20 protein-coding genes are annotated in these 24,426 nt (G+C 55.3%); 5 read left to right on the plus strand and 15 right to left on the minus strand.

The window, feature by feature from the left end:
* Nucleotides 1-20: 20 nt before the first annotated feature.
* The 8 genes from ACSQ3H_RS00140 to ACSQ3H_RS00175 form a co-directional block, all read right to left on the minus strand.
* On the minus strand, nucleotides 21-1,073 hold the full coding sequence (locus ACSQ3H_RS00140; RefSeq protein ID WP_436115158.1) for an Ldh family oxidoreductase: 1,053 nt from the start codon (nucleotides 1,071-1,073) through the stop codon (nucleotides 21-23).
* Nucleotides 1,070-3,106, minus strand: a complete 2,037-nt coding sequence (locus ACSQ3H_RS00145) for a dipeptide ABC transporter ATP-binding protein (RefSeq protein WP_436115159.1) — start codon at nucleotides 3,104-3,106, stop codon at nucleotides 1,070-1,072. The genes ACSQ3H_RS00140 and ACSQ3H_RS00145 overlap by 4 nt, the downstream gene beginning before the upstream one ends.
* Nucleotides 3,099-3,977, minus strand: coding sequence for an ABC transporter permease (locus ACSQ3H_RS00150; protein ID WP_436115160.1), 879 nt, complete (start codon nucleotides 3,975-3,977; stop codon nucleotides 3,099-3,101). The genes ACSQ3H_RS00145 and ACSQ3H_RS00150 overlap by 8 nt, the downstream gene beginning before the upstream one ends.
* The gene (locus tag ACSQ3H_RS00155) at nucleotides 3,974-4,927 is read right to left on the minus strand and encodes an ABC transporter permease (RefSeq protein ID WP_436119295.1); all 954 of its coding nucleotides are present in this window, start codon (nucleotides 4,925-4,927) and stop codon (nucleotides 3,974-3,976) included. Before ACSQ3H_RS00155 ends, ACSQ3H_RS00150 begins: the two co-directional genes overlap by 4 nt.
* 67 nt (nucleotides 4,928-4,994) lie before the next feature.
* The gene (locus tag ACSQ3H_RS00160) at nucleotides 4,995-6,659 is read right to left on the minus strand and encodes an ABC transporter substrate-binding protein (RefSeq protein WP_436119296.1); all 1,665 of its coding nucleotides are present in this window, start codon (nucleotides 6,657-6,659) and stop codon (nucleotides 4,995-4,997) included.
* A 167-nt stretch (nucleotides 6,660-6,826) separates the two neighbouring features.
* A complete protein-coding gene (locus ACSQ3H_RS00165; RefSeq protein WP_436115161.1) occupies nucleotides 6,827-8,011 on the minus strand; it encodes a mandelate racemase/muconate lactonizing enzyme family protein in 1,185 nt (394 codons plus the stop codon).
* Between the two features lies 1 nt (nucleotide 8,012).
* The gene (locus ACSQ3H_RS00170; RefSeq protein WP_436115162.1) at nucleotides 8,013-9,119 is read right to left on the minus strand and encodes a mandelate racemase/muconate lactonizing enzyme family protein; all 1,107 of its coding nucleotides are present in this window, start codon (nucleotides 9,117-9,119) and stop codon (nucleotides 8,013-8,015) included.
* Between the two features lie 58 nt (nucleotides 9,120-9,177).
* Nucleotides 9,178-9,915: a GntR family transcriptional regulator gene (locus ACSQ3H_RS00175; RefSeq protein ID WP_436115163.1), complete on the minus strand. Its 738-nt coding sequence runs from the start codon at nucleotides 9,913-9,915 to the stop codon at nucleotides 9,178-9,180.
* A gap of 109 nt (nucleotides 9,916-10,024) precedes the next feature.
* On the opposite strand from ACSQ3H_RS00175, the gene ACSQ3H_RS00180 reads away from it, so the two are divergent.
* From ACSQ3H_RS00180 to ACSQ3H_RS00195, 4 genes are all read left to right on the plus strand, one after another.
* Nucleotides 10,025-10,357 (plus strand): hypothetical protein, encoded by a 333-nt coding sequence (locus tag ACSQ3H_RS00180; protein WP_436115164.1) that lies wholly within the window; start codon nucleotides 10,025-10,027, stop codon nucleotides 10,355-10,357.
* Between the two features lie 197 nt (nucleotides 10,358-10,554).
* A complete protein-coding gene (locus ACSQ3H_RS00185; RefSeq protein WP_436115165.1) occupies nucleotides 10,555-11,286 on the plus strand; it encodes a TylF/MycF/NovP-related O-methyltransferase in 732 nt (243 codons plus the stop codon).
* A 210-nt stretch (nucleotides 11,287-11,496) separates the two neighbouring features.
* Nucleotides 11,497-13,512: an acyltransferase family protein gene (locus ACSQ3H_RS00190; RefSeq protein WP_436115166.1), complete on the plus strand. Its 2,016-nt coding sequence runs from the start codon at nucleotides 11,497-11,499 to the stop codon at nucleotides 13,510-13,512.
* 359 nt (nucleotides 13,513-13,871) lie between these two features.
* Nucleotides 13,872-14,648: a metallophosphoesterase gene (locus ACSQ3H_RS00195; RefSeq protein WP_436115167.1), complete on the plus strand. Its 777-nt coding sequence runs from the start codon at nucleotides 13,872-13,874 to the stop codon at nucleotides 14,646-14,648.
* Between the two features lie 6 nt (nucleotides 14,649-14,654).
* Here the strand turns inward: ACSQ3H_RS00195 and ACSQ3H_RS00200 are convergent, their stop codons facing one another.
* From ACSQ3H_RS00200 to ACSQ3H_RS00230, 7 genes are all read right to left on the minus strand, one after another.
* A complete protein-coding gene (locus tag ACSQ3H_RS00200; protein WP_436115168.1) occupies nucleotides 14,655-17,003 on the minus strand; it encodes a polysaccharide biosynthesis tyrosine autokinase in 2,349 nt (782 codons plus the stop codon).
* Between the two features lie 32 nt (nucleotides 17,004-17,035).
* A complete protein-coding gene (locus ACSQ3H_RS00205) occupies nucleotides 17,036-17,974 on the minus strand; it encodes a glycosyltransferase family 2 protein (RefSeq protein WP_436115169.1) in 939 nt (312 codons plus the stop codon).
* Nucleotides 17,964-18,944, minus strand: coding sequence for a glycosyltransferase (locus ACSQ3H_RS00210; protein ID WP_436115170.1), 981 nt, complete (start codon nucleotides 18,942-18,944; stop codon nucleotides 17,964-17,966). The genes ACSQ3H_RS00205 and ACSQ3H_RS00210 overlap by 11 nt, the downstream gene beginning before the upstream one ends.
* Nucleotides 18,944-19,948 carry a glycosyltransferase family 2 protein gene (locus tag ACSQ3H_RS00215; RefSeq protein WP_436115171.1) on the minus strand — a complete coding sequence of 335 codons (1,005 nt, stop codon included), beginning with the start codon at nucleotides 19,946-19,948 and terminating at the stop codon, nucleotides 18,944-18,946. The genes ACSQ3H_RS00210 and ACSQ3H_RS00215 overlap by 1 nt, the downstream gene beginning before the upstream one ends.
* A 35-nt stretch (nucleotides 19,949-19,983) precedes the next feature.
* Entirely contained in the window at nucleotides 19,984-21,162 is a 1,179-nt protein-coding gene (locus ACSQ3H_RS00220; protein WP_436115172.1) for a glycosyltransferase, read from the minus strand.
* Between the two features lie 146 nt (nucleotides 21,163-21,308).
* Complete coding sequence (locus tag ACSQ3H_RS00225; RefSeq protein ID WP_436119297.1) at nucleotides 21,309-22,091, minus strand: family 16 glycosylhydrolase; 783 nt, start codon at nucleotides 22,089-22,091, stop codon at nucleotides 21,309-21,311.
* A 296-nt stretch (nucleotides 22,092-22,387) separates the two neighbouring features.
* Nucleotides 22,388-22,663, minus strand: a complete 276-nt coding sequence (locus ACSQ3H_RS00230) for a hypothetical protein (RefSeq protein WP_436115173.1) — start codon at nucleotides 22,661-22,663, stop codon at nucleotides 22,388-22,390.
* Nucleotides 22,664-23,083: 420 nt separating this feature from the next.
* On the opposite strand from ACSQ3H_RS00230, the gene ACSQ3H_RS00235 reads away from it, so the two are divergent.
* A complete protein-coding gene (locus ACSQ3H_RS00235; protein ID WP_436115174.1) occupies nucleotides 23,084-24,334 on the plus strand; it encodes an O-antigen ligase family protein in 1,251 nt (416 codons plus the stop codon).
* Nucleotides 24,335-24,426: the final 92 nt, after the last annotated feature.

The raw sequence follows: 24,426 nt of genomic DNA on the forward strand, positions 1-24,426 counted from the left end.
GACACGCTCACCATGAGGGGCTAAATCGAGACTTCCTGAGCATCGATATCTCGAAGCATCGGTGAGCCTTCGCGCGCATATCGCTCAACCGTTTCGACCACAGCGGCCGGGATCTGAATTCCTGAGCCGTGCTTCTTGCGCGCTTCGATGCGGCGATCGCCAGGAAGGCGCACGGCCGGTGTTTCTTGAGCCGCGCCCAACATCAATTCCAACCGTGCCGCAAAGTCGTCGCCGGCAAACAGCCCTGGATCAAGAGCAATGATCAACTGGCCGGTTCTGGGTGGGCCGCCCTCGCAGTCGCCAAAGGAAGAAGCCTCGAAGGACCAGTGTGACCGTGTGAGACCCGCCGCAAGGATATCGACCATCAGGGCAAGACCGAAACCCTTATAACCGCCGATCGGCAACAAGCTGCCCTCCATCGCGGCGGCCGCGTCGTTGGTCGGCACGCCATCGGCATCGATCGCCCAACCGTCGGGAAGCGCTACGCCGCGATTATAGGCATCGATCACGGCGACCTTTGCAACGACGCTCGACGATTGATCGATGACAAGCGGTTCGCGTCCTTCGCGCGGAACGCCAAACGCCAATGGGTTGGTGCCGAAGAAAGGAGTCTTCCCCCCAAACGGCGCGATCGACGGCGACGCGTTCGCGGCCATCAGCGCGATAAGACCCATTTGCGCCAGTTCTTCGACAAAATAGCCAAGTGAGCCGCACGCGTAGGAGTTGCCGACGGACAATGCGGCAATTCCATTTTTCCGGGCTGCTTCGGCCAGTGGTTGCAAGCCCAATGCGATTGCGGGGTGGGCAAAACCAGTTCCAGCGTCTACCCGCAGAACAGCGGGCGAGAGATTTTCGAGACGCGGCCGCGCGTGGCCATCGACTTTGCCGCATGCCGCGTGATCGCAATAGGTCGGCAAGTATGAAAGGCCAACGATCGCCTGCCCGTCACGCTCTGCGGCCGCGATTGATCTGGCGACTGCCCACGCGTTTTCAATGCTGACATTTGAAGAGATCAAGGCCTTCGTCGCCAAGGATTCGATTTCAGCGAATGTCAGCTCTCTCAAATCAGTCATGCGTTTACTTCCTCTTGCGTCTTTTTTTGCAGTCTTGCGAGTTCTTCGTAGGGAATGTGGCATCGGATCGTATGACCCGGTTCCGCAACGATCAACGGAGGCTCCTGCTCCTCGCAAATTGCACCGATCTTGCGGGGGCAACGCGTGTGGAAAACACAGCCCGAGGGAGGATTGACGGCGCTCGGAATCTCCCCGTCAAGCCGGACGCGAACGTGTTCGCTTTCATTGAGTTTCGGAACCGCAGAAAGCAACGCCTCCGTATAGGGATGGTGCGGGCCGGAGAATACACGCTCGGAAGGACCAAGCTCCATGATGCGGCCGAGATAAAGCACGGCAATCTGATCCGACAAATAGCGAACGACAGCCAAATCGTGTGAGATAAAGATATAGCTCACACTCTCTTTCATCTGCAGGTCAGCGAGCAGATTGAGAATTGCTGCTTGAACCGAGACATCGAGTGCAGATGTTGGTTCGTCGCAGACGACGATCCGAGGATCACCGGCAAAGGCGCGGGCAATTGCCACCCTCTGTTTCAAACCTCCGGAAAGCTGGCGCGGCTTGACGCTCAGATGCCGCTCTGTCAGGCGGACGGAATGAACAAGGTCGATGAGGCGGGTGCGCAATGCGGGTCCGCTGAGCCCAGCAAGCGTATGAAGAGCACGCCCCATGATATGCCTGATGGAATGCGACCGGTTGAGTGCCGAATCCGGATTCTGGAAAACGATCTGCATCGCCTTTACCTGATCCGCAGTTCGACTTTCGAGTTTGGAAGCGAGAGGTTTGCCTTCGAGCTGCATGGTACCGCCGGCATCGGCAGGAATGAGTCCGAGGAGCAAACGGGCGAAGGTCGTCTTGCCGCTTCCAGATTCACCGACAAGGCCAAGCGTCTGACCCGGCAGAAGGTCGAGCGAAACATCGTTCACTGCCCGCAAGGCATGGCCATGGCTGGCATAGGTTTTGTTCAACCCCTCAATTCGCAAGACGGGTTCCAGCGGAGCACCTGCAGTCGAAATTGAGATGTTGCCGGGCGTGGTACGGGGAAGCGTATGAGCTTTCTCATGGTAATGGCAACGGGAAAGCCGCCCGCCAAGATCATGTAGCGGCGGCAGTTCACTGTGGCACTTTCTGTCGGCGAGCGCGCATCGGTCAGCGAAGGCGCAACCATTGATTGTCGCGCCGGGGGCTGGAAGGAATCCCGGAATTGTATCCAGCCGTATCTGATCCTTGCGCTGTCCGCCTCGCGGCAGGCAACGGAGCAGTGCAACCGTATAGGGATGCCGAGGATTGTTAAAGACTTCCTCCGTTGGTCCCTCCTCCACCAGCATGCCGGCATAAAGTACACCAACCCGGTCGCACATACGCGAAACCACGGCGAGGTTGTGGCTGATGAAAAGAATAGAGGCTGACAACTCCTGTCGAAGCTTGGCAATCAGATCGAGCACTTCGGCCTCGACGGTCGCGTCAAGCCCCGTGGTCGGTTCGTCGAGGATCAGCATCGTCGGGTCATTCGCGAGTGCCATGGCGATACCGACGCGCTGCTGCATGCCGCCCGAGAGCTGGTGCGGATATCGCTGCATCACCCGTACTGGATCGGAAATGCGCACCCGGGTTAGCATGGCAATCGCATGATCCGATGCCATTTGCCCGGAAATGCCGCGCAATTCGAATATCTCGGTCAATTGCGGTCCAATACGGATGGACGGGTTGAGCGCCTTGCCGGGATCCTGATAGACCATGGAAACACTTTCGGCGCGCATCCGCCGCAGCGCTTCGCCGTCGAGCTTCATGACATTCTGGCCCGCGAGAAAGATTTCTCCGGCGGTGATGACGCCGTTCCTCGGCAGGTAGCGCACGACTGAAAGCGCAACCGTGGATTTTCCACAGCCCGACTCACCAACGAGACCATAGGCCTCTCCGGGACGAATGGTCAGGCTAAGGTCTCGAAGCACTGCCCGATTGCGCCGACCCACACGGTAAGCGACGGAAAGGTTGTGCAGTTCAAGCGCGTTGTCCTTGATGGTGGGTTCAGTCATTGAGAGCTCCCTGAACTCCGTCGGCCACGAGATTGACGCCGATAACGAGCGAAGCGATGGCAAGAGCGTCGAACAGCACGGTCCACCAGAAGCCGCCCGCGATCATTCCGTAATTACTGGAAATACTCAGGCCCCAATCCGGCGACGGTGGCTGGATGCCGAAACCCATGAAACTCAGTGTCGCAACCGCGAAGATTGCATAGCCGAGGCGGACGGTCGTTTCGACGAGGATCGGCGGCACCACGTTCGGCAATATCTCGACAAACATCGTATGCAGTGCGCTTTCGCGGCGCAGCTGTGCGGCGGCAACATAGTCGAGTTCGCGTTCGGAAAGGACTGCCGAGCGCACGGTACGGGCAATGATCGGCGAAAAACTCAGGCCAATGACAATGATCACTGTGGACTTGGAAGTACCGAGAGCAACGATGGCAAGAAGAGCAACGATTACGACCGGGATCGCCATGAAAGCTTCGAGGACACGGCTGATAATATCATCGACCAGGCCGCGAAAATAACCGGTGAAAAGGCCGAGCGTCGTCCCCGCGACCGTGGCCAGCAATGTGGCAAGCGGAGCTACGGTCAGAATGTCGCGAGAGCCGACGATGACGCGCGAGAAGACATCGCGGCCAAGCTGATCGGTTCCGAACCAACGTTCTGCTGACGGCGGCATGAGCGCATTTATGATGTCATCCGCCAACGGATCGTAGGGCGTGAAGTGTTCGCCGAACAGCGCGCAGACGACCCAGAAAACGACAATCACGAGTCCGGTCAAAAATGACCCCGAACGGCTGAGTGAGACCAGAACTTCGGTCACGGGACTGCGCGTGCTGGAACTCGGCAGTTCGGGTTGTTTGGCTTCGATTGCGCTCATTGTTCTGCCCCCAGCCGAATACGCGGGTTTAGGACTGAATAGAGAACGTCGGCAACCAGCGTCGCGACGGAATAGACGATACCGATTGTCAGAATACCGGCCTCGAGGATCGGAAAATCCTTGCCGCGCGCCGCCGTGAAGATCAGCGAGCCTATCCCCTGATAGCGGAACAACGTCTCGACAACGACCAGACCACCGATCAGATACCCGGTTTGCGTGGCGATAACAGTGATTGTCGGAAGCAGCGCGTTGCGCAGGACATGCCGCCATATGACGACGCGCCAGGGTAGTCCCTTGAGGACAGCGGTTCGCGTGTAATCGGAATCGAGCGCCTCGATCATGCCGGAGCGTGCCATGCGGGCGATGTAGCCGAACAGCACCAGGAAAAGCGGAAGCGCCGGCAGGATCAGATAGTAAATCTGTGTGAAAAATCCCGCGTTCTTTGGCCACGTGGCGGCGATGGGCAACCAGTGCAGCCAGACGCCGAAAATCAGGATGAAGATGATGCCAGTGACGAACTCCGGCAAAACCGTTGCCGACAGTCCACCGAGACTGATGATGCGATCAATGGGCCGGTTGACATTCAAGGCTGCGATGATGCCGCCGAGTATCCCCAATGGCACCACCATGACGAACGCGACCAGTGCCAGCTTCATGGAATTGCCCAGCGCATCAATGACAAATGGCGCCACCGGAGCCCGGAAAATATAGGACGTTCCCATATCGCCCTGGAGAAAACTTGAGATCCAGTCCCAGTATTGCACGAGAAGCGGCCGATCAAGGCCAAGCGAATGATTGAGCGCATCGACAGCGCGGATGTCGGCGAGCGGTCCCAATATGGCACGGCCGACGTTTCCGGGCAGCACCTGACCGCCCAGAAACACCATGATGCTGAGCAGGAACAGTGTCACAAGCGACAAAGCAATGCGTCTTAACAGGAAGGGGAGAATGGCTGTGCTCCTTGGTTAGCCAGCTCCCATCGGAGCTGGCTGTTGCAGGAAGTCCGTTTCCTCCCGGTCAGGCCTTCGACGCGCGGTCGAGATAGTTCTGTGACATCGCCGTGGGTTGCACTCCCGTGACCCCCTTTGCCGTAGCAGTCAGATAGTCGAAGAAATAACCGAAGATGACTGGTGTTTCTTCCAGAAGCAGGCGCTGGATCTTGCCTGCCGTCTGCTTCTGACTTTCAAGGTCAAGAGCCGCAATGTAGCCGGAGACCAACTGGTCGTATTCGGCATTCTTGAAGTGCGCCGAATTCCACGTGCCATCGCTCTTCAGCGGGGCCGAAAGATAGACATTCGGGACGCCCCGATGGCCGTAGTCGGTGATACCCATGACCGAATCGAGCCAGTTCGACTTGCCGAAAACAGCGTCGCCGTAATATGCGCCCTGATCGAGGATGGTGAGTTCGAGATCAATCCCGATTTCCTTGACCGCGTTCTGGATAAGAACCGCATATTCCGGGATTTCCAGATAGCGCTCCGTCGTCAGCGTGACCTTGAAGCCTTTGCCGACACCTGCAGCTTCCATCAGCTGCTTGGCCTGCGTCATGTCCTGCTGACGCTGCGCGACGCTCGTGTCCGTCGAAGGGAAGACTGGAGCAAACGGACTATCATTACCGAGTGACGCGCGTCCCCGCATCAATCCCTTCTGCAGTTTATTCCGGTCAATGCTCAGGGCGATAGCGCGGCGCACACGCGCATCCTTGAACGGGTCCATGTCCGTGCGCATGTGGACCTGGTGATGAGCCACCGACTTGAGGCTGAGGATTTCAACGTTAGGATCGTTGAGCAGAGCGACACCGGCCAAGACCGGAAGCTGGTTTATAACGTCCACCTGTCCGCCCTGAAGCGCCAGGATCATTGGCTGGATATCGCCAAAGAAGGTGAATTCCGTACGCTCCGGCAGCGCCTTCTCACCCCAGTAATCATCGTTTCTGACAAATGAGGCGCCAACCTTCGGCGTATATTTTTCGAGCTTGAACGGACCTGTCGCGTTGAAATTCTTTTCGAAATCGCCCTTGTAGTCCGCGGGAACGATAATCGCATTGTAGTTGTCGGACGATACCAGATACGGGAAATTGCCATTCGGCGCATCCAGATGGAACTCGACCGTATAGTCATCGATTTTTTTCGTCGCACCCTTCTGCAGGAACCCGGTAAATACGGACAATGCATTGGACGAATTGGCGGGATCGGCGAGCCTGTCGATGCTGGCCACCACGTCGTCGGCCTTCATTTCGCCGCCGCTGTGGAACTTGACGCCCTTGCGCAAGGTGAACGTCCAGACATCGCCCTTGTCATTAGGTTTCCAGCTCTCCGCCAGCATCGGCTTCAAGACAAGATCCGGACCGTCGAGGCAGAGAAATTCGCCAACCTGCTGCAGCATCAAAAGACCGCCGGCGTCGGCAACGCTAACTGGTTCTATCGCTGCGGCAGGAACGCTGCTCGCCACGCGAATGGTCGCGCCCGGGGTTCCCTGCGCGCGGGCCAGGCTCGGCATGCCGCCGAAACCTGCGGCGAACCCGACGCTTCCGAGAAAGGGCAATGACAGACCGAGCAGGCTGCCATGCCGAATAAACTCGCGGCGGCTCACTCTGCCGTCCACGAGGCCATCGATCAGATGGTTTTCGAGATCAGTCCGGCCACGCCGGAGAATGTCGAGAATTCGGTAATTCTTCATGATTTTTGGTCTTCCCCTATGTTCTGGTTTTTAGTGGACGACTATTTGCCGGCGCCTTGGTCGCCAACTTGCCGGTCCGTCCATGGCCGACATGATTAAAATCCCATTTCCTCCGATTGTCGACGTTTCCGGTCTTCAATGCCGGTATTTTGTACGAAACAAATCATTCCTTAGTTTAAGGGCAGGCGACGGTATGCCCCCGGTTTTGCCGGATCATGATATTTGTTCGTCGGGCCGTTCTCGACATAATCGCGATGGCAGGCGGCCAGTCTGTCGCGCGCCAATGTTACGCCGAGGCCCGGACCTTCCGGGACAGACACCACGTTGTTTCGAGGCGAGAACGGTCCCTCTTCGATGACGTCGGTCAGTTGCATGCGAAACAGCGATTGGTTGGGCTCCCTGATCCAGCCAAATGCAGCGCATAGATGAAGATAGGCGGCGCTTCCGATACCGGAGTCGCCACTATAGCACCAGAAATCGATCGCGGCGTGTTCACAAGCGCCAATAAAGCGGATGAGCCTGCCAATTCCGCCATGTACTGCCGGATTGCCAACGATGGCATCGGGCACCCGCAATTCGATGGCGCGGGCAATATCGATATTGTGGGTTGAAAACGGAATCGAGCAATGGCGCCGCAATTCGCGCATTTCTTCGATCGTCGCGACCGGATCCTCCCAGTTGCGGACGTTGAGTTCTTGCAGCGGCCGCACCAGTTGCCGTGCTGTCGCAAGCGAATAGGCTTGATTGGAATCGATGCGCAACATCACATCGTCGCCTAGTTTCCTACGAATAAGTTCGAGCATTCGGAGGGAGACTCTTGGGTCCCCGGTCGAGAACTTTCCTTCAAAGAACGTGGTGCCGTACGTCTCGTGCAATTCGACACAATAGTCTGCAACTTCCTCGGCGGTCTTCTCGCCCTTCTTCCCTGGTCCGTCACCGCGAAGCGAAAAATAGTCTGTGAACGGTATCTCCTTGCGCACAGCGCCGCCGAGCAGCTGGTAGAGCGGCTGATTCCAAGCCTTGCCACGCAGGTCCCACAATGCCATCTCGATCGCGCCGAATGCCATGATGCGATTGCGGTCATTGATGCTTTGAACGCCAGTCCAGAACGGCAGGCAAACATTTTCAGCACCGGCAATATCGAAGGCGTCCCGCCCGATCAGCCGCGGCGCCAGCGTGTCCGTAATAATCGCAGCAGCCGTTGCACTTGGTGCTTCACCAAGCCCGATCAGCCCGTCCTCGGTCTCGACTTCGACAATTGTCGGCGAAAACCCGTCAAGTTCGCCAAACACCCAGACATAGGGCGCTTCGAGCGTCAGATTGATCGGCGTTGCGGTGATACGACGAATCTTCATGTCATTGGCTCAATTCGAGAAAAGGCTTACCCAGCAGGTCCGGGTCGACATCGATGCCAAGGCCTGGACCATCGGGAATACCCATCCGGCTGCCGATGACAGGCGGTGCGTTCCTGGCCGTACGGACGGTGACCCATTCGTGAAAGGCGATGGCGTGCAGTCGCCGTTCCTCTGGCGTTGAGAGCGACAGGTGCGCCATGGCAGCGGTGTCGATTTCTGCTCCGCCCGTATCCTCGACAGTGACCATGAAACCCAGATCGACCGCGAGATCGCGGATATGCCGTGTTTTGGTCACCCCTCCCAGACGGGAGATTTTCAATGTCAGCCCGTCGGCAGCGCCTTTGCGATGAATATCCAGCATCTCCTCAAGCGAGGTGACGGATTCGTCGAGCACCATGGGTTTGTTGAGTGAGCGCCGAACCGAAAGACAATCATCAATCGTGACGCAAGGCTGTTCCATCGTGTAGTCGATTTCCCGCGTCGCATCGGCGAATTGCCGCGCCTGATAGGCGGACCAGCCGGCGTTGGCATCGCAAAAGATCACCGTGCCTTTCGGAACCGACGCGGTGACCGCGGTGACGCGTTCGATGTCGTCATGTACGTTGCCGCCAACCTTGACCTGCAGCCGATGGAAGCCCTCGGAGACTATTATTTTTGCGTTGGCAATCATCGCGTCGACAGGGCCATGGGTGACGACCTTGTAAAGGTCCGCCATATCGCTTTCCCGGCCACCGAGCATGGTGACGAGAGGTACACCAGCTGCGCGTGCTGTCAGGTCCGAACACGCCATGTCGAGCGCGGACTTGATATAGGGGTGGCCCTTGAACACCGTGTCCATCAGCCGGTTGATCCGGGCAAGCGCACGCGGATCCTGCCCAAGGAGATGCGGCGCGATTTCTGTCACACCCGCCTGAGCGCCGGCAGCAAAAGCGGCCGAGTAAAAATTTCCCAAGGGTGCCATTTCGCCCCAGCCCGTGAGTCCGGTATTTGAAGTGACCGATACGATGACCGCGTCGAATCCATCCGCGCCGCGCCCTTTTGACATATTGTAGCGGCCATCAACGAAAGGCTGCATCATGCGATAGGCTTTGATGGTCTTGATATACACGGCGTATTCGATCCTATGGTTGGTAAATGGAAGAACAGCAGGCGAACGTTGCCAGCAATCAGGCGCCGGAGTTTTTGCCCTTTCCGCCAGTTGAACGCTCAACCGGCTCACCACCGGCGCTTCGCTTCTCAAGGCTCCTTGCGAAGGCAACAAGTTCCTCGAAGTCGAGGCCTATGTGCTCGCGGGCATGACGCTGGGCAGCCTTCATGTTGTTGCCTTTGAGCAGCCGCACATATTCTTCGTGGACATCAACCGATGGAACCGGCTCGTTTCGCGCACGCTGATGCAGGGCGAAATACATCTGGAGCCGGCTGGTCAGGCGCTGCCATGTATCGAGCAGCAATGAATGATCCGCCCACTCATAGATCAGTCCGTGCAGTTGCAGCGCGGTTTCGATCTGCCGGGTTGTATCCACTTCGAGCGTAGCCTGTTTGACAGCATCATGGCGCCGGTCGAGTTCGTCAAAAAACCGCTCTGTCCTGTTGGGCCAGGTCTTTTCGATGGCGAATTCGTCAAGCACCTGATTGAGCGAATAAGCATCTTCGATATCCTTGGCCGTAACCTCGATGACAAAGGTACCCGCGTATGGAATGCTGGTAAGGATACCCTCCTGAACCAGTTCCCGCATCGCTTCGCGTAAAGGCGCGCGACTGACCCGCATTTGCTCGGAAATGCGAAGCTCGTTCAGCTTCTGTCCCGGCTCCAGCTTGCCTGTGAGGATAGCTCGCCTGAGCAAAGAGACAATCTCTGCACGCCGCGTGGTATCGACTATCGGATCAAAATCAGTTCCGCTCATTGGCTGAAAATCCTGTGCGCATATTTAGAAAATCAGATTGTCGACAATATTGCAATAACGAATCTCGTAGAATATGGTTTGCCTTTCTCCCAGTATTCCGGAGTTTGACGTGACCCTCACCGCCTCCCTTCAGCTGGCCGCCTCAACGGCTACTTTCCTGCTCGCTGCAACATGTGCGAAGTCCTGGGCAATGGGACCAAGCATGTTCAAATTGGTGCTCACGATCGTTTTGTACTCCGTGGGTAATCTGATCATGCTGCGGTTGGTGCGCGAATTCGGAATGGCATCGGCCTTTAGCTTGTCGGCTGTCATCCAGCTCATTGCAGTAAATCTGATTGCCCTGACTTTTTTTGGTGAAAAGCTGACGTTGGTTCAGTCATTCGGGATCGTGTTCGCAATCCTGGCTGTTGGTCTGATCACATTTGGATCAGCACCAGAGTAGGCGAAGATGCCGATCGCATGACGCCCAAATCTTTTCGGCTTGAGGTCGAACAGGATCAAACTTCGGCCAGAGTCCGCCGTTAGCTAGGCAACGCTAATCTGTATCGTCATGCAATCACCACAACCGATTGCTAGTGGTACGGTTGCATATGCGAGCAGACGATTCGAACATTGGGGGCACACCTTTAGGAGAACGTAATGGCTACCATGAATGCTATTGTCAGGCGTGCCCGTCGCGTGATTGACGCCTCTCTCTTGAGTACCACGGCGCGATCGGTCCGGCGCGATCGCCTCACCTACCTGTCACCACGTAAACTGAGACGCCTCGAGGTCGCATTGGGCGAGGTTACCCAGCGGCAGGTGCCCGGCGACGTGGCGGAATTCGGGGTTGCCCTCGGCGGAAGCGCTATCGTCCTGGCCAAGACGGCAACACGCCATGGGCGGAGCTTTCATGGCTTCGATGTTTTCGCGATGATCCCTCCTCCGACTTCGGAGAAGGACGATATGAAATCGAAGGACCGTTATCAAAAGATCGTGAGTGGGAAATCCACCGGGCTCGGCGGCGATCAGTATTACGGATATCGTGACAATCTCTATGACGACGTTTGTCGCTCATTTACGAAGTATGGCCTCGACATCGACAATTCGACCATCGGCCTACACAAAGGGTTGTTCGAAAATACACTGCCGAACACCAAGATGGAAAAGATCGCCTTTGCTCATATCGACTGCGATTGGTACGATCCTGTCATGTACTGCCTGAACAAAGTGGCTGATCGGCTAAGCCAGCAGGGTGTTATCTTGATCGACGACTATCATGATTACGGCGGATGCCGGGTCGCGACAGACGAATTCTTGCGAATGCGCCCAGATTTTAGTTTCGAAGATGGAGAAAACGTCATTCTTCGCCGAACAGGAATGAACGCCTGACCAATGACGCCGACCGGTTGGCTTCTGCAGCCAAACCCGACACTACATCAACAGGTTGGCGAGAATCCGCCAATCATTTCCCGGGAAATCTTGAACAGCTTTCGTCTATTGAGGCGATATTGCGTCGCACCAAAAGGTGTTGCGACGCATCAAAACTCCCCTATGCTGCTCTCCAGAAGATTTCCCCGAACAAGGGAGTTCGACGAACCCATGAGTGCCGTCACCGCATCAAAATCGTTTCGCCCTGATATCGAAGGGCTGCGTGCCCTGGCAGTTTCTGGAGTGATTGCCTTCCATTTCGGCTACACCGGCTTACCCGGCGGCTTCGTCGGCGTGGACATCTTCTTTGTGATATCCGGCTACCTCATTACCCAGCATCTTCAGCAGGAAATCACGAAGCACGGGACGGTCAATCTCATGACCTTCTACGCACGACGGGCACGCCGCCTGCTTCCCGCCTCGCTTTTCGTCATTCTCGTTACCCTTTTGGCGGGATATTTTATCCTCGCTCCATCCGAGCAGCAGCTCTATTCCAAGGGAGCGCTGTTCGCTTCGACCTATATAATCAACTTGTGGCTTATTCGTTGGTCTCTTGATTATTTCGCCGTCGACGCCGCGAATAACCCGTTCATTCATTTCTGGTCGCTGTCGGTCGAGGAACAGTTCTATCTCGCTTGGCCCGCGCTTCTCTTGCTGTTTACCTGGATACGCCCAGGCAAGCATGGTGTTTTCTTGCTGATGGCTGCCGTGGCCGCCATTTCGTTTACGCTTTGCGCGTGGCTGACCGCCGTTTCCCAACCCTGGGCATTCTATTTTTCACCGTTCCGGGCGTGGGAATTTGCCCTGGGCGGCCTTGCCTCCATGGCGCTGTTGAACAATTGGGCGAAGCGCTTTCCATATTCGCCGGTTATGGGCTGGATTGGTCTCGTATTGGTCGCTGCAACCTATTTAACGATATCCGAGCAGTCTCCCTTCCCTGGCTTTATTGCGCTGGTGCCCGCGATAGGAACTGTCATGGTGCTACTCAGCGGCGTGCACCAAAGTTTCTATGGACCCAAGGCTATTCTCGCTGTCAAACCCGCTCAGTGGGTGGGGAAGCTGTCATATTCGCTCTACCTTTGGCACTGGCCTGTCATCGTCTACGCAACGATGCTGATGCCTGAACTGACGAGCGTTCAGCGCCTCCTGCTCTTGGTGCTGACCTTGGTATTGTCTCTTTTCAGTTACCACTTCGTTGAAAACCCGATACGCAGGAATGCCTGGCTGATGGCCGGCACACGTCGTTCCCTCGCCTTCGCTGCACTGCTGACGATGACAGGCGTTACGGTCGCGTATGCGAGCGCCACGCTCGCAAAACACAATCTCAGTCCGCAGCAGGAAATGATCGTTGAAACGGCAGAACGCCCCTCCGCAGTGCGCGCAAAGGATGAAAGTTGTGTGCTGGACCTTGAAACGGTCAAGCCAAAACCCTGCGTATTCGGCTCGCCATCTTCAAACGAAACTGTCGTCCTTTTCGGCGATTCGCATGCAGATCATTGGTCGACACCGCTCGTCGACATAGCAAAGAAGGATAATATCCGCCTCGTGACCTACCTGAAATCATCGTGCCGTGCGACGCGGATAACCACGCATGATTCAAAGCTGAGGCGGGACTATACGGAGTGCAATGACTGGAGAGAGCTTGCGATCAAAGAAATTATTGCAATGAAACCACGGATGGTAATTATCTCCCAGCTCTCGATAAGCCATCTGACTGAAGAAATTGATGATCCGTCCGAGTATTCCGCCCGCAAAAAGGAGTGGGCGGATGGGATAAAATCGACTGTCGAGGCGCTGAGCAATGCCGGCATCAGGGTCGTTTTCCTTCGCGATGTCCCGACCCACACCTCCTATCTCGACAAGTGCGTGGCACGCGCTCTTTGGCAGGGAAGAGAACCGTCGGTGTGCGATACGCCCCGGGCTGCAGCTGCCGACGACGGCGATGCCCAAACAGAGAAGGGGATCATCCTGGGCATCAAGAATACAAGATATGTCGATATGACTGATTTCTTCTGCAGCAACACGCTCTGTCATGCCATGATCGACGGCAAATTGACCTTCCGTGATCGTCATCATATTGCGACTCCTTACGCGGAATCTCTGGCTGCGCCACTTGAACGCGCGATCTTCAAACAGACGATTGCCGGTGCTGTGAAAGCTCAACCAATCAGCGAGAGAAACCTGTGAACGAAATAGCTGTTAGGCCGCGATGAGTTCCACCGCCGGCCACAGTTGACGACATAGACAGTGGATACCAGAGCTGTCAGCATACGCTGCTGCCTGCATGTCCGGCATTAGAGCCCTTTCCGGCCAATGTGACCGGAAAGGCTCCAAATCCGATACAGCCCCAAAATCGCCAATTAGCCCAACGAATGATGCATCTCGTGCCACCCGCTCGGAGAGATTGCATTTGAACGTGTTTATTCGTTATAAGCCGTTGTTTTCAGCGTCATATTTCTCGAATCGATTAAGATGACAAATCTGGCTTGGATACCACACTCGCTTATACGTGTTGGAATAGCTGGCTAATGAGCGGGGAACCAGCATTGAAGAGACTTCTTCGATTGTTAAGGTCCGGCGGGCCCGTGCCGCGGGTCGCCAGACGCCGTCTTTCGATCGATATCTCGCAGATCGCGGTATACATAATCGGAGATGTGCATGGCTGCTACGATCAGTTGCTCGAGCTGGAAAGCAAGATCACTGAAGACGCGGCCAAATTGCCCGGCGGAAAACTCATCATCATGCTCGGCGACTATGTCGATCGCGGGCCATCCTCCGCGCAGGTTATCGAACACCTGATCCATCGTCCGCTTGCTGATTTCCAGCGCATCTGCCTGACTGGCAATCACGATATGGCGATGCTCGACTATCTGGAAAGGCGCCTGTCTCTATCGCAATGGTGGTACATGGGGGCCAATTCGACATTGCTGTCCTATGGCATTGACGTGGAACGTCTGCGGCTGGTCCATCGTACACCGCAAATGCTGGATGACACTATCCGTGCTTCAATTCCCCAGCGGCATAAACAATTTTTGCGTTCCTTGCCTATCATGATCAACGCGGGAGGTTTCGTGTTTGCGCATGCGGGAATCAGGCCCTCTGTTTCCCTGAAAGGACAAAAGGACGAAGACCTCGTTTCGATCCGCAGCGAGTTTTTCGAAAACGCTCATTTGCTGCAGCAATGGGTCGTTCACGGCCACACGCCGATAAAAAACCCGCGCCAGGAAGGCAAACGCTTCAATCTTGATACCGGCGCCTTCTACACGGGCAAACTGAGTGCCTTGCGGCTCTGGAATAAGAAGGGCCGCGTCTTCACTACGTAAAAGGCTCTACGTTTTGGCCGAACCCGATCGAGGCGTATCGATGTAGTAGCTTGAATATCGGTCCATGAAATGCTCGGAGCTTCCATAGGAGCTATATTTTGCGAGCCGCTTCATATCGACCTTGTTCAAAACCATCCCAAGAACCTTCGGCGCAATCTCGGTCTCCGATTGCAGCACTGATTTAACGAGCGCGCGGGGCGTGACACCCCATTCCGCCACCATGACGAAACCATCGGCGAATGGCGCAAAGGCTTTGGCATCGACCACTGGCCCCAGAGGCGGCAGATCGATGATAATGTATTCAAATACGTTGCGCGCTTCATCCAGAAGCTTTTTCATACCCGGGCTCGAAAGGATCTCACTCGTGTGACGCAAATTCCGGTGGAGCACTGTCGGGATAATGGCGAGCTTGGTCTTGTTCTCGATCTTCACGGAATTCTGCCATGGCTGATCATCCATGATCGCTTTCACGAGCCCCCTCTGAGTTGAAATCGACAGGGCGCGGGACAGTCCGGGATTGCGCAGATCGCCATCGATAAGAAGCGTCTTGGCGCCCTTTGCGGCCAGCAACCCGGCAAAATTAGCCGCAATGGTGGTTTTGCCTTCGTGCGGCAAAACGGAAACGACACCGATTACCTTGCTGTCCTTGCCTTGCAGCACCACGTCGGCAGCGATCTTGATGTTACGCAATGTTTCAGCAAACAGCGAAGACGGATTGTCAACAGCCATCCGGATGATGTTGGTACGGGCAGGCTGCGTTTGTCCCTCCGCCGGTAGAGGTGATTTCTTGGCTTCTGCTATGCCCTCGAGCTTTGGCACGTAACCAAGGAATTTGACGCCGAGAAGAGCCCGGACCTCTTCGGCCACCCGGAAGAAACGTTCGCGGTATTCACGCCATGCACCGAGGCCGGCACCGCCAAAAAGGCCAAGCAGCAGGGAAGCTGCGAGCGCCAATTTCTTCTTGGGACTTGATGGGTCTGTCGGTGTCGATGCAACAGAAATCACGCGCGCCTTGGCGATCGGGAAGGACTGCTGCTGCGAAGCCTCCTGGTAGCGACCGAGATAGGTTTGATAAAGATTACTCAGTGCTTGAGCATTCTGTTCCAGATCCCTCAAATGTACCAGCGCTTCGTTCGCAGTGGATGTTTTTCCAGTGGCATTGTTCAAACCTTCCCGCAGGGATTTCTCACGCGACTGCGCGGCTTCATACTGATTGCGGTAGCTTTCGGTTATTTGCTGGAGTTCCTGGAAAATCTGCCGTGCCACGTCCTGCTGCTCGGTGCGAAGACTGACAGCTTGCGGATGATCCTGGCCGAAACGGCTGACAATTTCCTGCTCACGCTTGGTGATCGTCAGATAGCGCGCCCTGAGCGTCCCTATAACGGACGTGCCGGCCTGATCCGACACTACAGCCGCGTTGTTGACAGCACCTTCGGGACCGGCGGACAATATCGACTTGTATTGATTATAAAGTGAAAGTGCCCGTGCAGTGTCCGCCTGCGCCAAGATCAGCTGGCTGTTGATGTCTGAGAGTTGTTGCTCGGAGACCAGCGCTCCCTTCGCCGCAGTCAGACCATTGGCAGCCCTGAAGCGCTCGGCCTCAAGTGCCGCTGCCTGCGAACTTTCCTTCAGTTCATTCAAGCGTCCCTGAAGCCAGACGGTCGCCCTTTGCGTCGCATCGAAGTTTGCGTCCAATTGATCCGAGAGATAGACGTCAGCATAGGCCTTCGCAACTCTTCCAGCGAGTTCCGCGTCGTTCGATGTATAGGTGAGGTCGATTACGAAACTGCGGCCTTGCCGTTCGACATCCAGGTTGGCCTGCAGGAGTGATGCCGCATATTCGCGCTTGAGTTCCGCAGCGGATACACCATCAGTATTGGTTGGTTTATCACTGCTAAAAAGCCCGATGATGGTGCGCATGCTAGCGATGACAGTAGAGAAAATGGAACGAGGCGGACTCATAAAAGCATCGTTCTCGTCAAGCTTTTCTTTTTCCACCACCTTTTCCGCAAGCTCAGCAGACTTCAAAATCGCGATCTGGCTGAGGATCGTGGTATCGGTCTGCATATTTTCAGCTGCAGGCGAAACTTCGTCAGCGAACCTGCCAAGATTGTCGTCAAGCAGAATGCTGGTCGCGGCCGTATAGCCTGGCGTGGCAACGATAATGTAAATTACGCCGAGCAAGAGGCCCACCGCAGCGGTTATGGCGACTGTTTTCGCCTGCCGCCGGGCGATAGCCATGAGCTGCTCGAGGTCAATAAAATTGTCGGCGTTCGCTGCCCCTTCCGGGTTCCCCGCCAGCCGAACATTAAAGAGTCTATTGCCTTGATGCATATTACCGCCGATTGTTTGCATTCGGAAAAGATATTAGCTGGACCTGCCTGCCGTTAGGATGGGACCGAAGGGATCAGGCGTCTGAGACGCACCCCGATGGGCATAGAAAGATGGCGCAGCGCCACAGGGTCCTTCATTACCACCTCGATGATACCACTGATCGATCTGCGTTTGATATGATCGACGAGAGAGAGGAAGGATTGCGCTTCCTCCAGGCTGCGCGTCCGTCGCGCTTGCGCAGCCTTCGCCTCAGCATCGAGTTCGAATTTTGCGAGGAATGTCCTATCCGCCTCCAACATGGAGATGACGTGATGCTTTTCGAGGACACGCGAGATTGAGCCAGAACGCACATGATAGGCGTATCCAACTGACGGTTCCACGATGCATTTTCCTCCCTTCGCCAGAAGGGATGCGAGAAAGATATAGTCCTCTCCGATGCGCAGGTTTTCTTCATAACGCAGGCCGTGCGTCTCGATGAACCGGCGCTCGAAGATCGGCTTCATGTAGCCGAAATTGAAGGTGGCCTTGAAAACGAGGTTCGAGGCTATGAAATCCGCGAGTGTAATCTCATGGATTTTCGCAAGATGGTTGGCGGGGAACATTGCCTCTCCCTTTGTGTCGCCCTCCTTTATCACTTCGATATTGTCCACGGCGGCGTTCGCCCCCGCATTCTCCGCACCGGTTATCATCTTCATAATGCGGTCGGGAAATACCTCGTCGTCGGAATCGAGCACTGCGATCCAGCGGCCTTTCGCGATGGCAAGAGCGGCATTGCGCGCGCCACCGGGGCCGCGATTCCTTTCCAGCGTCACGACGCGGACCCGTTCGTCCCGAAACGAACCGGCGACAGCGGCCGTATTGTCGGACGACCTGTCGTCGGCCACGACGATTTCCACGCTGACTCCGCGCTGTGCCAGCGCACTTTCTATCGCGCGCCGGATAGTGTCCTGCGCGTTATAGGCGGCAATGACGAAGGTGACATCAGGCTGCACGAGATTTGTCTCTCCCTGCCGGAACCATCGCTACCTCACCATATTGCTCGATCTCGCGGATGCCCATCAGGCCGCTGACGACACCCATATGCATAATGCCGCGCAGGAACCATCGGTTGCGTCGGGTAGCAGAAAAAGCAGTTGCGATTGCCCCAGAGAAACTAAAAGCGGCCTTTGCACCCGCAAGCACGACCTGTCCGGCGAGTTTGGGGCCTGCTACCTTGCTCCTGAGCATCCGCCCATGCGTCTGGCCCACGCGGAAGCGCCGTTTGCAAAGCCATGAAAATTTCGCTCGGGTCTGGGGTACCGGTTCGAAAACCCAGGCTTCGGGCGCAAACGATATCTTGCCGCCCGCTTCGTGAAGCTCCGTGAAATATTGCGTGTCCTCACCGCCGCTGCGTCCCAGTGCCAAACTGAAACGCCGGCTCCCGACGGATATCGAGGAGCGGCGCAACAGGACATTGCACGTATAGCCGGTGTGGATTTCGCCGCGCACCCATACCGGAAAGGTCGAATGGAAATCACCTCTCCTCATCCAGCGCGGCGCATCTGCCGTATAGGATGCCTGTACCGGTCCGAGTACTGCAACGGCATTCGTGTCGCGCGCCGTGGTCAACAGACGTGCTATCCAGTCCTCCGACGCCGTTTCATCATCGTCGATGAAGGCAACGTAATCGCCGGTGCTGGCGTCGAGGCAGGCATTGCGAGCCAATGATATGTTTGCAGCCGGGCTATGGATATAACGCACTTCAAACGGGAGCTGCGGCGCAATATGGGTGACCCGTTCTTTTGCGCTGGGCTCGACATCATTGTCAGCGACGATAACACGTATGCGGCACTTCTCCGGCAATGTCATTTGGCCGAGCGAAAGCAGGGTCGCCTTCAGCTCTTCACGACGATATGTGCAGATGCAAATGTCGATCCAAATTTCCCCGGCAGCATTAGGGGCATGTTTGCTCAAGCCGGCCATCAATGGGTATCCCCACGCTTACGCAAATCAAACAATTGCAGCCAGAAGCCTGTGGACCAGGCAAAATGCATGATCATTGCTGATATGGATGCTAACGGACCATAAGGGTTGCGTTCGCCAACAGCCATCCAGACACCGTAGCCCAGGCAGATTGCCATCCATAGTACGGCTGGTACCGCCGCCCACCAGTTGAGGGCAGCGAGAAAAACGCCCGCTACTACGGGAAGAACCATAAGTGGAAGCGCCTGACGAACCTTCGGAATCATGCGATGTTTCAAGAGGTTCTTTGCCCTACCCCTTCCATAACCGAGATATTGCCGGAAGAGCGCCAAGGCTGATGAGCGCGGATAATAGACCATAAAAGTCTTATCGGTCATCCATATGCGTGCACCGGCAGCCTTCAGCCGGCAATCAAGCTCGGCGTCCTCGTTATGGGTGAAGTTCTCGTCGTAACCGCCCACTTGGCGGAACATCGAAACACGCATCAGGGCATGATGGCCGTGATCGGTCCAATGCCCTTTTGCGCCGTGGCGATGCCTGGCCCCACCGTTGCCGAGTTTGGAATTCTGTGCCAGGGCGGTCGCCTTTTGAAAGGTACCAAACCCCTCTGTGGCCATGCCAACGACGACCGAATCAGCCCCAGTAGCTTCCACCTCATCGAGCAGCTTCTCGCAATAATCGTCCGGGTATTTTCCATGCGCGTCGATACGGATCAGGTAGTCATACCCGTCGCCATAGCTTGCCACTGCAAGATTGATGGCTGCGCTCTGGATGCGTTTCTCATTGTGCAGGAGAACAACACGTGGATCGCTCTGCGCTATTTCCGCAACGATCTGTTGCGTTCCGTCGCTGCTGCCGCCATCCGCAACGATGATCTTCAAGTCGAAACGCTGGGCTTCGGCACCCAGTTTTTCAAGAAGCGCGCGAATGTGCTCGGCCTCATTGAGGCAAGGCACAATAACAATGCACCGGCCAACAGAATCCGGTTTTGTAGCGCTTGGCATTGGTACTACGTCTCCTGTTTTCATTTCGCCCGAGGTCAAGCTGCGACCTGCAGTACGGCGGCCCGCTCATGTGCATGAGTGAGCTGTCCCAGACGCTGCACCAGAGCGCGGCAATCATTCTGATCAAACACCCAAGTGCCACGTTCCTGCGCTACAATGTCTTGCCGAGCGCGTTCGTAACGCTGTGCGTCGAGTTGCTCGAACAAGCCGGAAAGAGCGTCGACGGTCGGTTCTCTCAACGAAAAACCTATGCCCCGTTCTTTCAAGAATAATGACGTTTCGGTACCCTGCATGGCGATCGGAATACATCCATAGCGGCATCCTTCATAAAGCCTGTTCGGCAGAAGCCAGTCGGAGTTTTGCCCTGCCTCGAAGAAATCAACGGCCCAGGAAAAATGCACTTCGTCATAGATTGTCCGCAGCTCTTCGGGATTTGCATAAGCGCCATGGAATTGCATGAACGGTTCATCGGCAACGAAGCGGTCAAAATCCTTAAATTCCGAATAGGCGGGACGCCCCCTTAGAACGATCTCGACCCGGCCATCCATCTTTCGTGTGAAGGCAGACAGAAGCTCCAGTGATCGACGGCAGCGCAAGGCACCAAACCAACCGATTTTCCACGGCCCGTCATTATCGGACTCGCCCGCATGGCTTATCGCTTCTGTTTCCTGCGGCCCGAGTTCCAGTACCTTGTTCTCCACCACTTCGACCGGCATATTCATCTGGCCGAAAGGAGAGAAATACTGCCTGACAAAAGCTGGCGACGAGGTGATAAGGAGCTGCGCTTTGTTGCTGAGCGTTCGCTCCACGAAGCGGAACGCCTTACCGGTCAGATCCTGGCGCAAAAGCAGGCGATGAATATCAAGACATTCGTAGACAATTGGCACATCACCGGCAAAAAGTGTCTTCGCCCGATTGGCGAGCGCAAGCATTTCCAGATTGCGGCCGATGATGAGATCGGGTCGGGCAACACCCTTGAGGGTCGAGGCAAGCGTCAATGCCGCGCGTGCAACGGCGGCGAGTCGTTGGGTAAACCTGCCGTCACTCGTTCTGCCGAGATCGATCGGAGCGACTGCCGCGATATTGGTGATCGGCTCGCGGCTTCGCGTGAAACCGGCAATTGTCACGGTTGCGCCGCCGGCTTGCATCATGATCACACGGCGCCGGACCGCTGGGTCGGAAAGATCATGCACCAGGTACAAGACATGCAGCATGAGGTCATCCCACAATTGATCTGCATAGGCAGCTTAGTACGCCTTTTGCCGCAGTGCAACATTTATGCTTCACTGCAACAAGATCCATATTGGACCTTGTGGCATTATCGTAACGAATTGGGCGCAGGTTTGATGACATTGGAAAACTAATCCGGCGAACAGGCAACTGATTCCGGGAACTGGCAAGGTTCTCCCAGCGCAGTAAACGCAACCCGGCTGAACTCAGCTGAAACAGGCTCTTCAGGATTGCTGAAAGCGCCAAGCCAGGATTTCATCTTGTCGCTAGCCCAGAGGCTCAAAAATATCTTCTGCGGATGGGTGGGCAGTGCCGCCGGATCGGTGACCGTCTGCATCAAATGGCCGTTTACGTAGTAACGCAGGCGGTCTTTTTCCCAAACGAAGGCAAAGTCGTTATAGCCGCTATTCGCCCCTCCCGGCACTTCAACCAGCTTCTCATGTCCGCCCTTTCCGTTGACATAAGAATTCAACTGAACCTTGGACGGGTCCTTTCCGAGAAACTCGAAGTCGATTTCATCCCATGGTTGCTTTTGCGTGGGCCCGATATAGCTGAAAAAGCTGGTATTAAAGCCTGAACCCGCGGCGGCCTTGATGCGTGCTTCATAGGTACCGTAGCTGAAACGATCATTGGTCTGGATCTCGCCGCAGACATAGTCGCGATCCTTGGTTTTTTGAGGTGCAAAGCCGAGGGTTAAGGTGTTGTCTTTGAGATTGACCTGTCCTTTAGACCAGGTGCAATTCTGGTGAGCGCCATTGGACCATCCGTCGGACACATACCATCGCTTCTTGTTCAAGCTCGCGAAGTTCTCGACGAAGGATTTTCCCGTCTCCTGTGCGTGAGCAACCGAGAAACCCGGGGTCACGGAAATGGCAAGCGCCAGGCCTGAAAACGCGATAGAGCGTGAAATCATGGCGACCATCGATCTTCCTTTCTGAATTGAGAAAAGGCGCATCAGCCAGAAGCCGAAATTGGACATAATCCTAATTGTGTAGCACTTCTTTGCTGCACTGCATCATTATCACAACGCGGGGTAAGCCATGTCAACCGCGTAAAAAAATGAAAAACGCAATTCTTTTTTTCTTATAAATCAATAAGTTAAGTTGCGATGCCAGATAACGGCGCGAAGAACTTTGCCTTTTTAAGGTCGCATTCACGCAGTCTTCTTTCCTCGTGGAGGTAGCCTTTCACGGTGCAAAACTCGTCGTATCAGTCGGATTTCGTATCCGTTTGGCCAATGCCATTCGCGTTCTCAAATCTCGTTATGGCCTCATCCATTTCCAGCATAAACGCCATCTGCTTTTCCAGGAAATCGATGCGCTGGGAAAACTTTGTCAGCACCTGCGTGAGATCGTCCACCTGTGCAGACGTCTTTTCTGTTTCGCCTTCGTTTTCCATGTTTTCGAAAGAAAATGCAGCATTGACCGAAGCGTCATCATAGCGGCGGCGAAAGCCATCACGCTCGCGCTCTGTCTCAACAACCACGTCCCTTATCGCCTGTTTGATGCTTTGGAGACGTGTGGCGTCTGATCGACGATCCCTTTCGGGGTTTCTTGTCCGGAAGCTGAATAGCGCCATTTCTCACCCCATTTCTTAAGACGCAAAGGCGCCCGCAATACCGTATCCTGAGCCGCAGACAAAACTTGCTCTAGCGCTACGCAATGGTTGTTTCCGGTTTCAATCCTGTCAAGTCAGATAACGGAAGCCCCTGTTTTTGGCAGATTTATCCACGTTCAGCCTTCCAAAAAAACGCTGCGGTTTTTTGAATTTTACAAATTCCGCTGATAGTGCAAGTTTCTCGGACCGAACTTAAGGATGCGAAAGAGTTCGACGCAACCTCTGGACAACAAAAACAGAAGTCCGTCCAAGAGAAAAACACAATGCTCCCCTACGGACGTTATCACGATGAGAATTGCAAAATCTTTGTTTGTCGAACCAGGTACGAATTTTTGGTACGGAACGCTAGCCGTAGCCTTGTCGGTTTTCGTTTTTGCCTATTCGACAAACTTTGGATTTCTATCCATTCTGGTCTTCTACGCTTTGTGGTTGCCCTTGGTGCTCGTGGATTACCGAAAAGTCATCGGTAATTACGCGCGTTTCTATTGGGTATTGCCCTTCGTCCTCTTCGCTTGCATGTCGTTTTCGTGGTCGGCAGCGCCCTCGGTCACCCTGCGCGCTGGCATTCAATATTTGACGACGATTATCTGCGCCTTGATCGCATCTCGCATCATCGACTCGCGGACCTTTGCCAGCGGGGTAAGCGTGGGTGTCGCCCTCGTCCTGCTTTACTCGCTTGGCTTTGGCCAATACCAATATGATGCGCTGGACGGCTCCTATAGTTTCGTCGGAGCGTTCGCCTCCAAGAACCAGCTCGGCTTTTTCGCATCCTTGGGTGTCTATTTCGCCTTTGCCAGTTTCTTCGTCCTGCGCACCAGCATTCTATGGCGTTGCATCGCAGTCGTGTGCGGTATCCTGTCTGCCTACTGCCTGGTGGCGTCTAGTTCCGCCACCTCGGTCATTGCAACGCTTGCCATATTCATGAGCACTGTAATCGTAGGCATTGCACTGAAATTTTCGCCGAAACACCGCCGGTCATTTTTCCTGGTCGGCCTCGCTTTAGCACTAGTGCTCGCGGCCGTGGCTGTAAATTCTGGCGCGATTGATCTGATACTCGGCGCCTTCGGCAAGAATTCCACACTGACGGGACGTACCTATCTCTGGCAGGAAGGGTTTAAAGCTTCTCATCAGGCCCCGCTCATGGGAATTGGATATCAAGCTTACTGGGTACAAGGATTCTCAGAAGCCGAGCGACTATGGGCTGAGTTCTACATCCCTGCGCGCACCGGATTTCATTTCCACAATACCTATATCGAAGTGCTTGTCGAACTTGGCTATGTCGGCGTTGTTCTGATCACCTTGCTCCTGGGAGGGGTGGTGGTCGGCTTCCTGCGACGTCTGCTGACGGAGGAGTACACGCCACAAGGGCACCTCATGTTTGGCATCGCGCTGTTGTTGTTGATCCGTTCATTCTTCGAGATCGACTTCATCCAGCCTTACACGATCGGATCATTCCTGCTGTACTATTCGGCCGGCCTGCTCGCGATCCCTCAACGCACCACATTCAAAATGATGCAGCCAACCCGCTTGGAGGCGTAACAATATCGTGATCGATATGTGGATTAATTCCGCTTGGTCGTATCGTAGCCCGAATTGTTAATTATCGCCACGTGCCGCGCCACTTCTTTATG

This window comes from Phyllobacterium sp. LjRoot231, from assembly GCF_964253365.1.
Classification (GTDB): domain Bacteria; phylum Pseudomonadota; class Alphaproteobacteria; order Rhizobiales; family Rhizobiaceae; genus Phyllobacterium.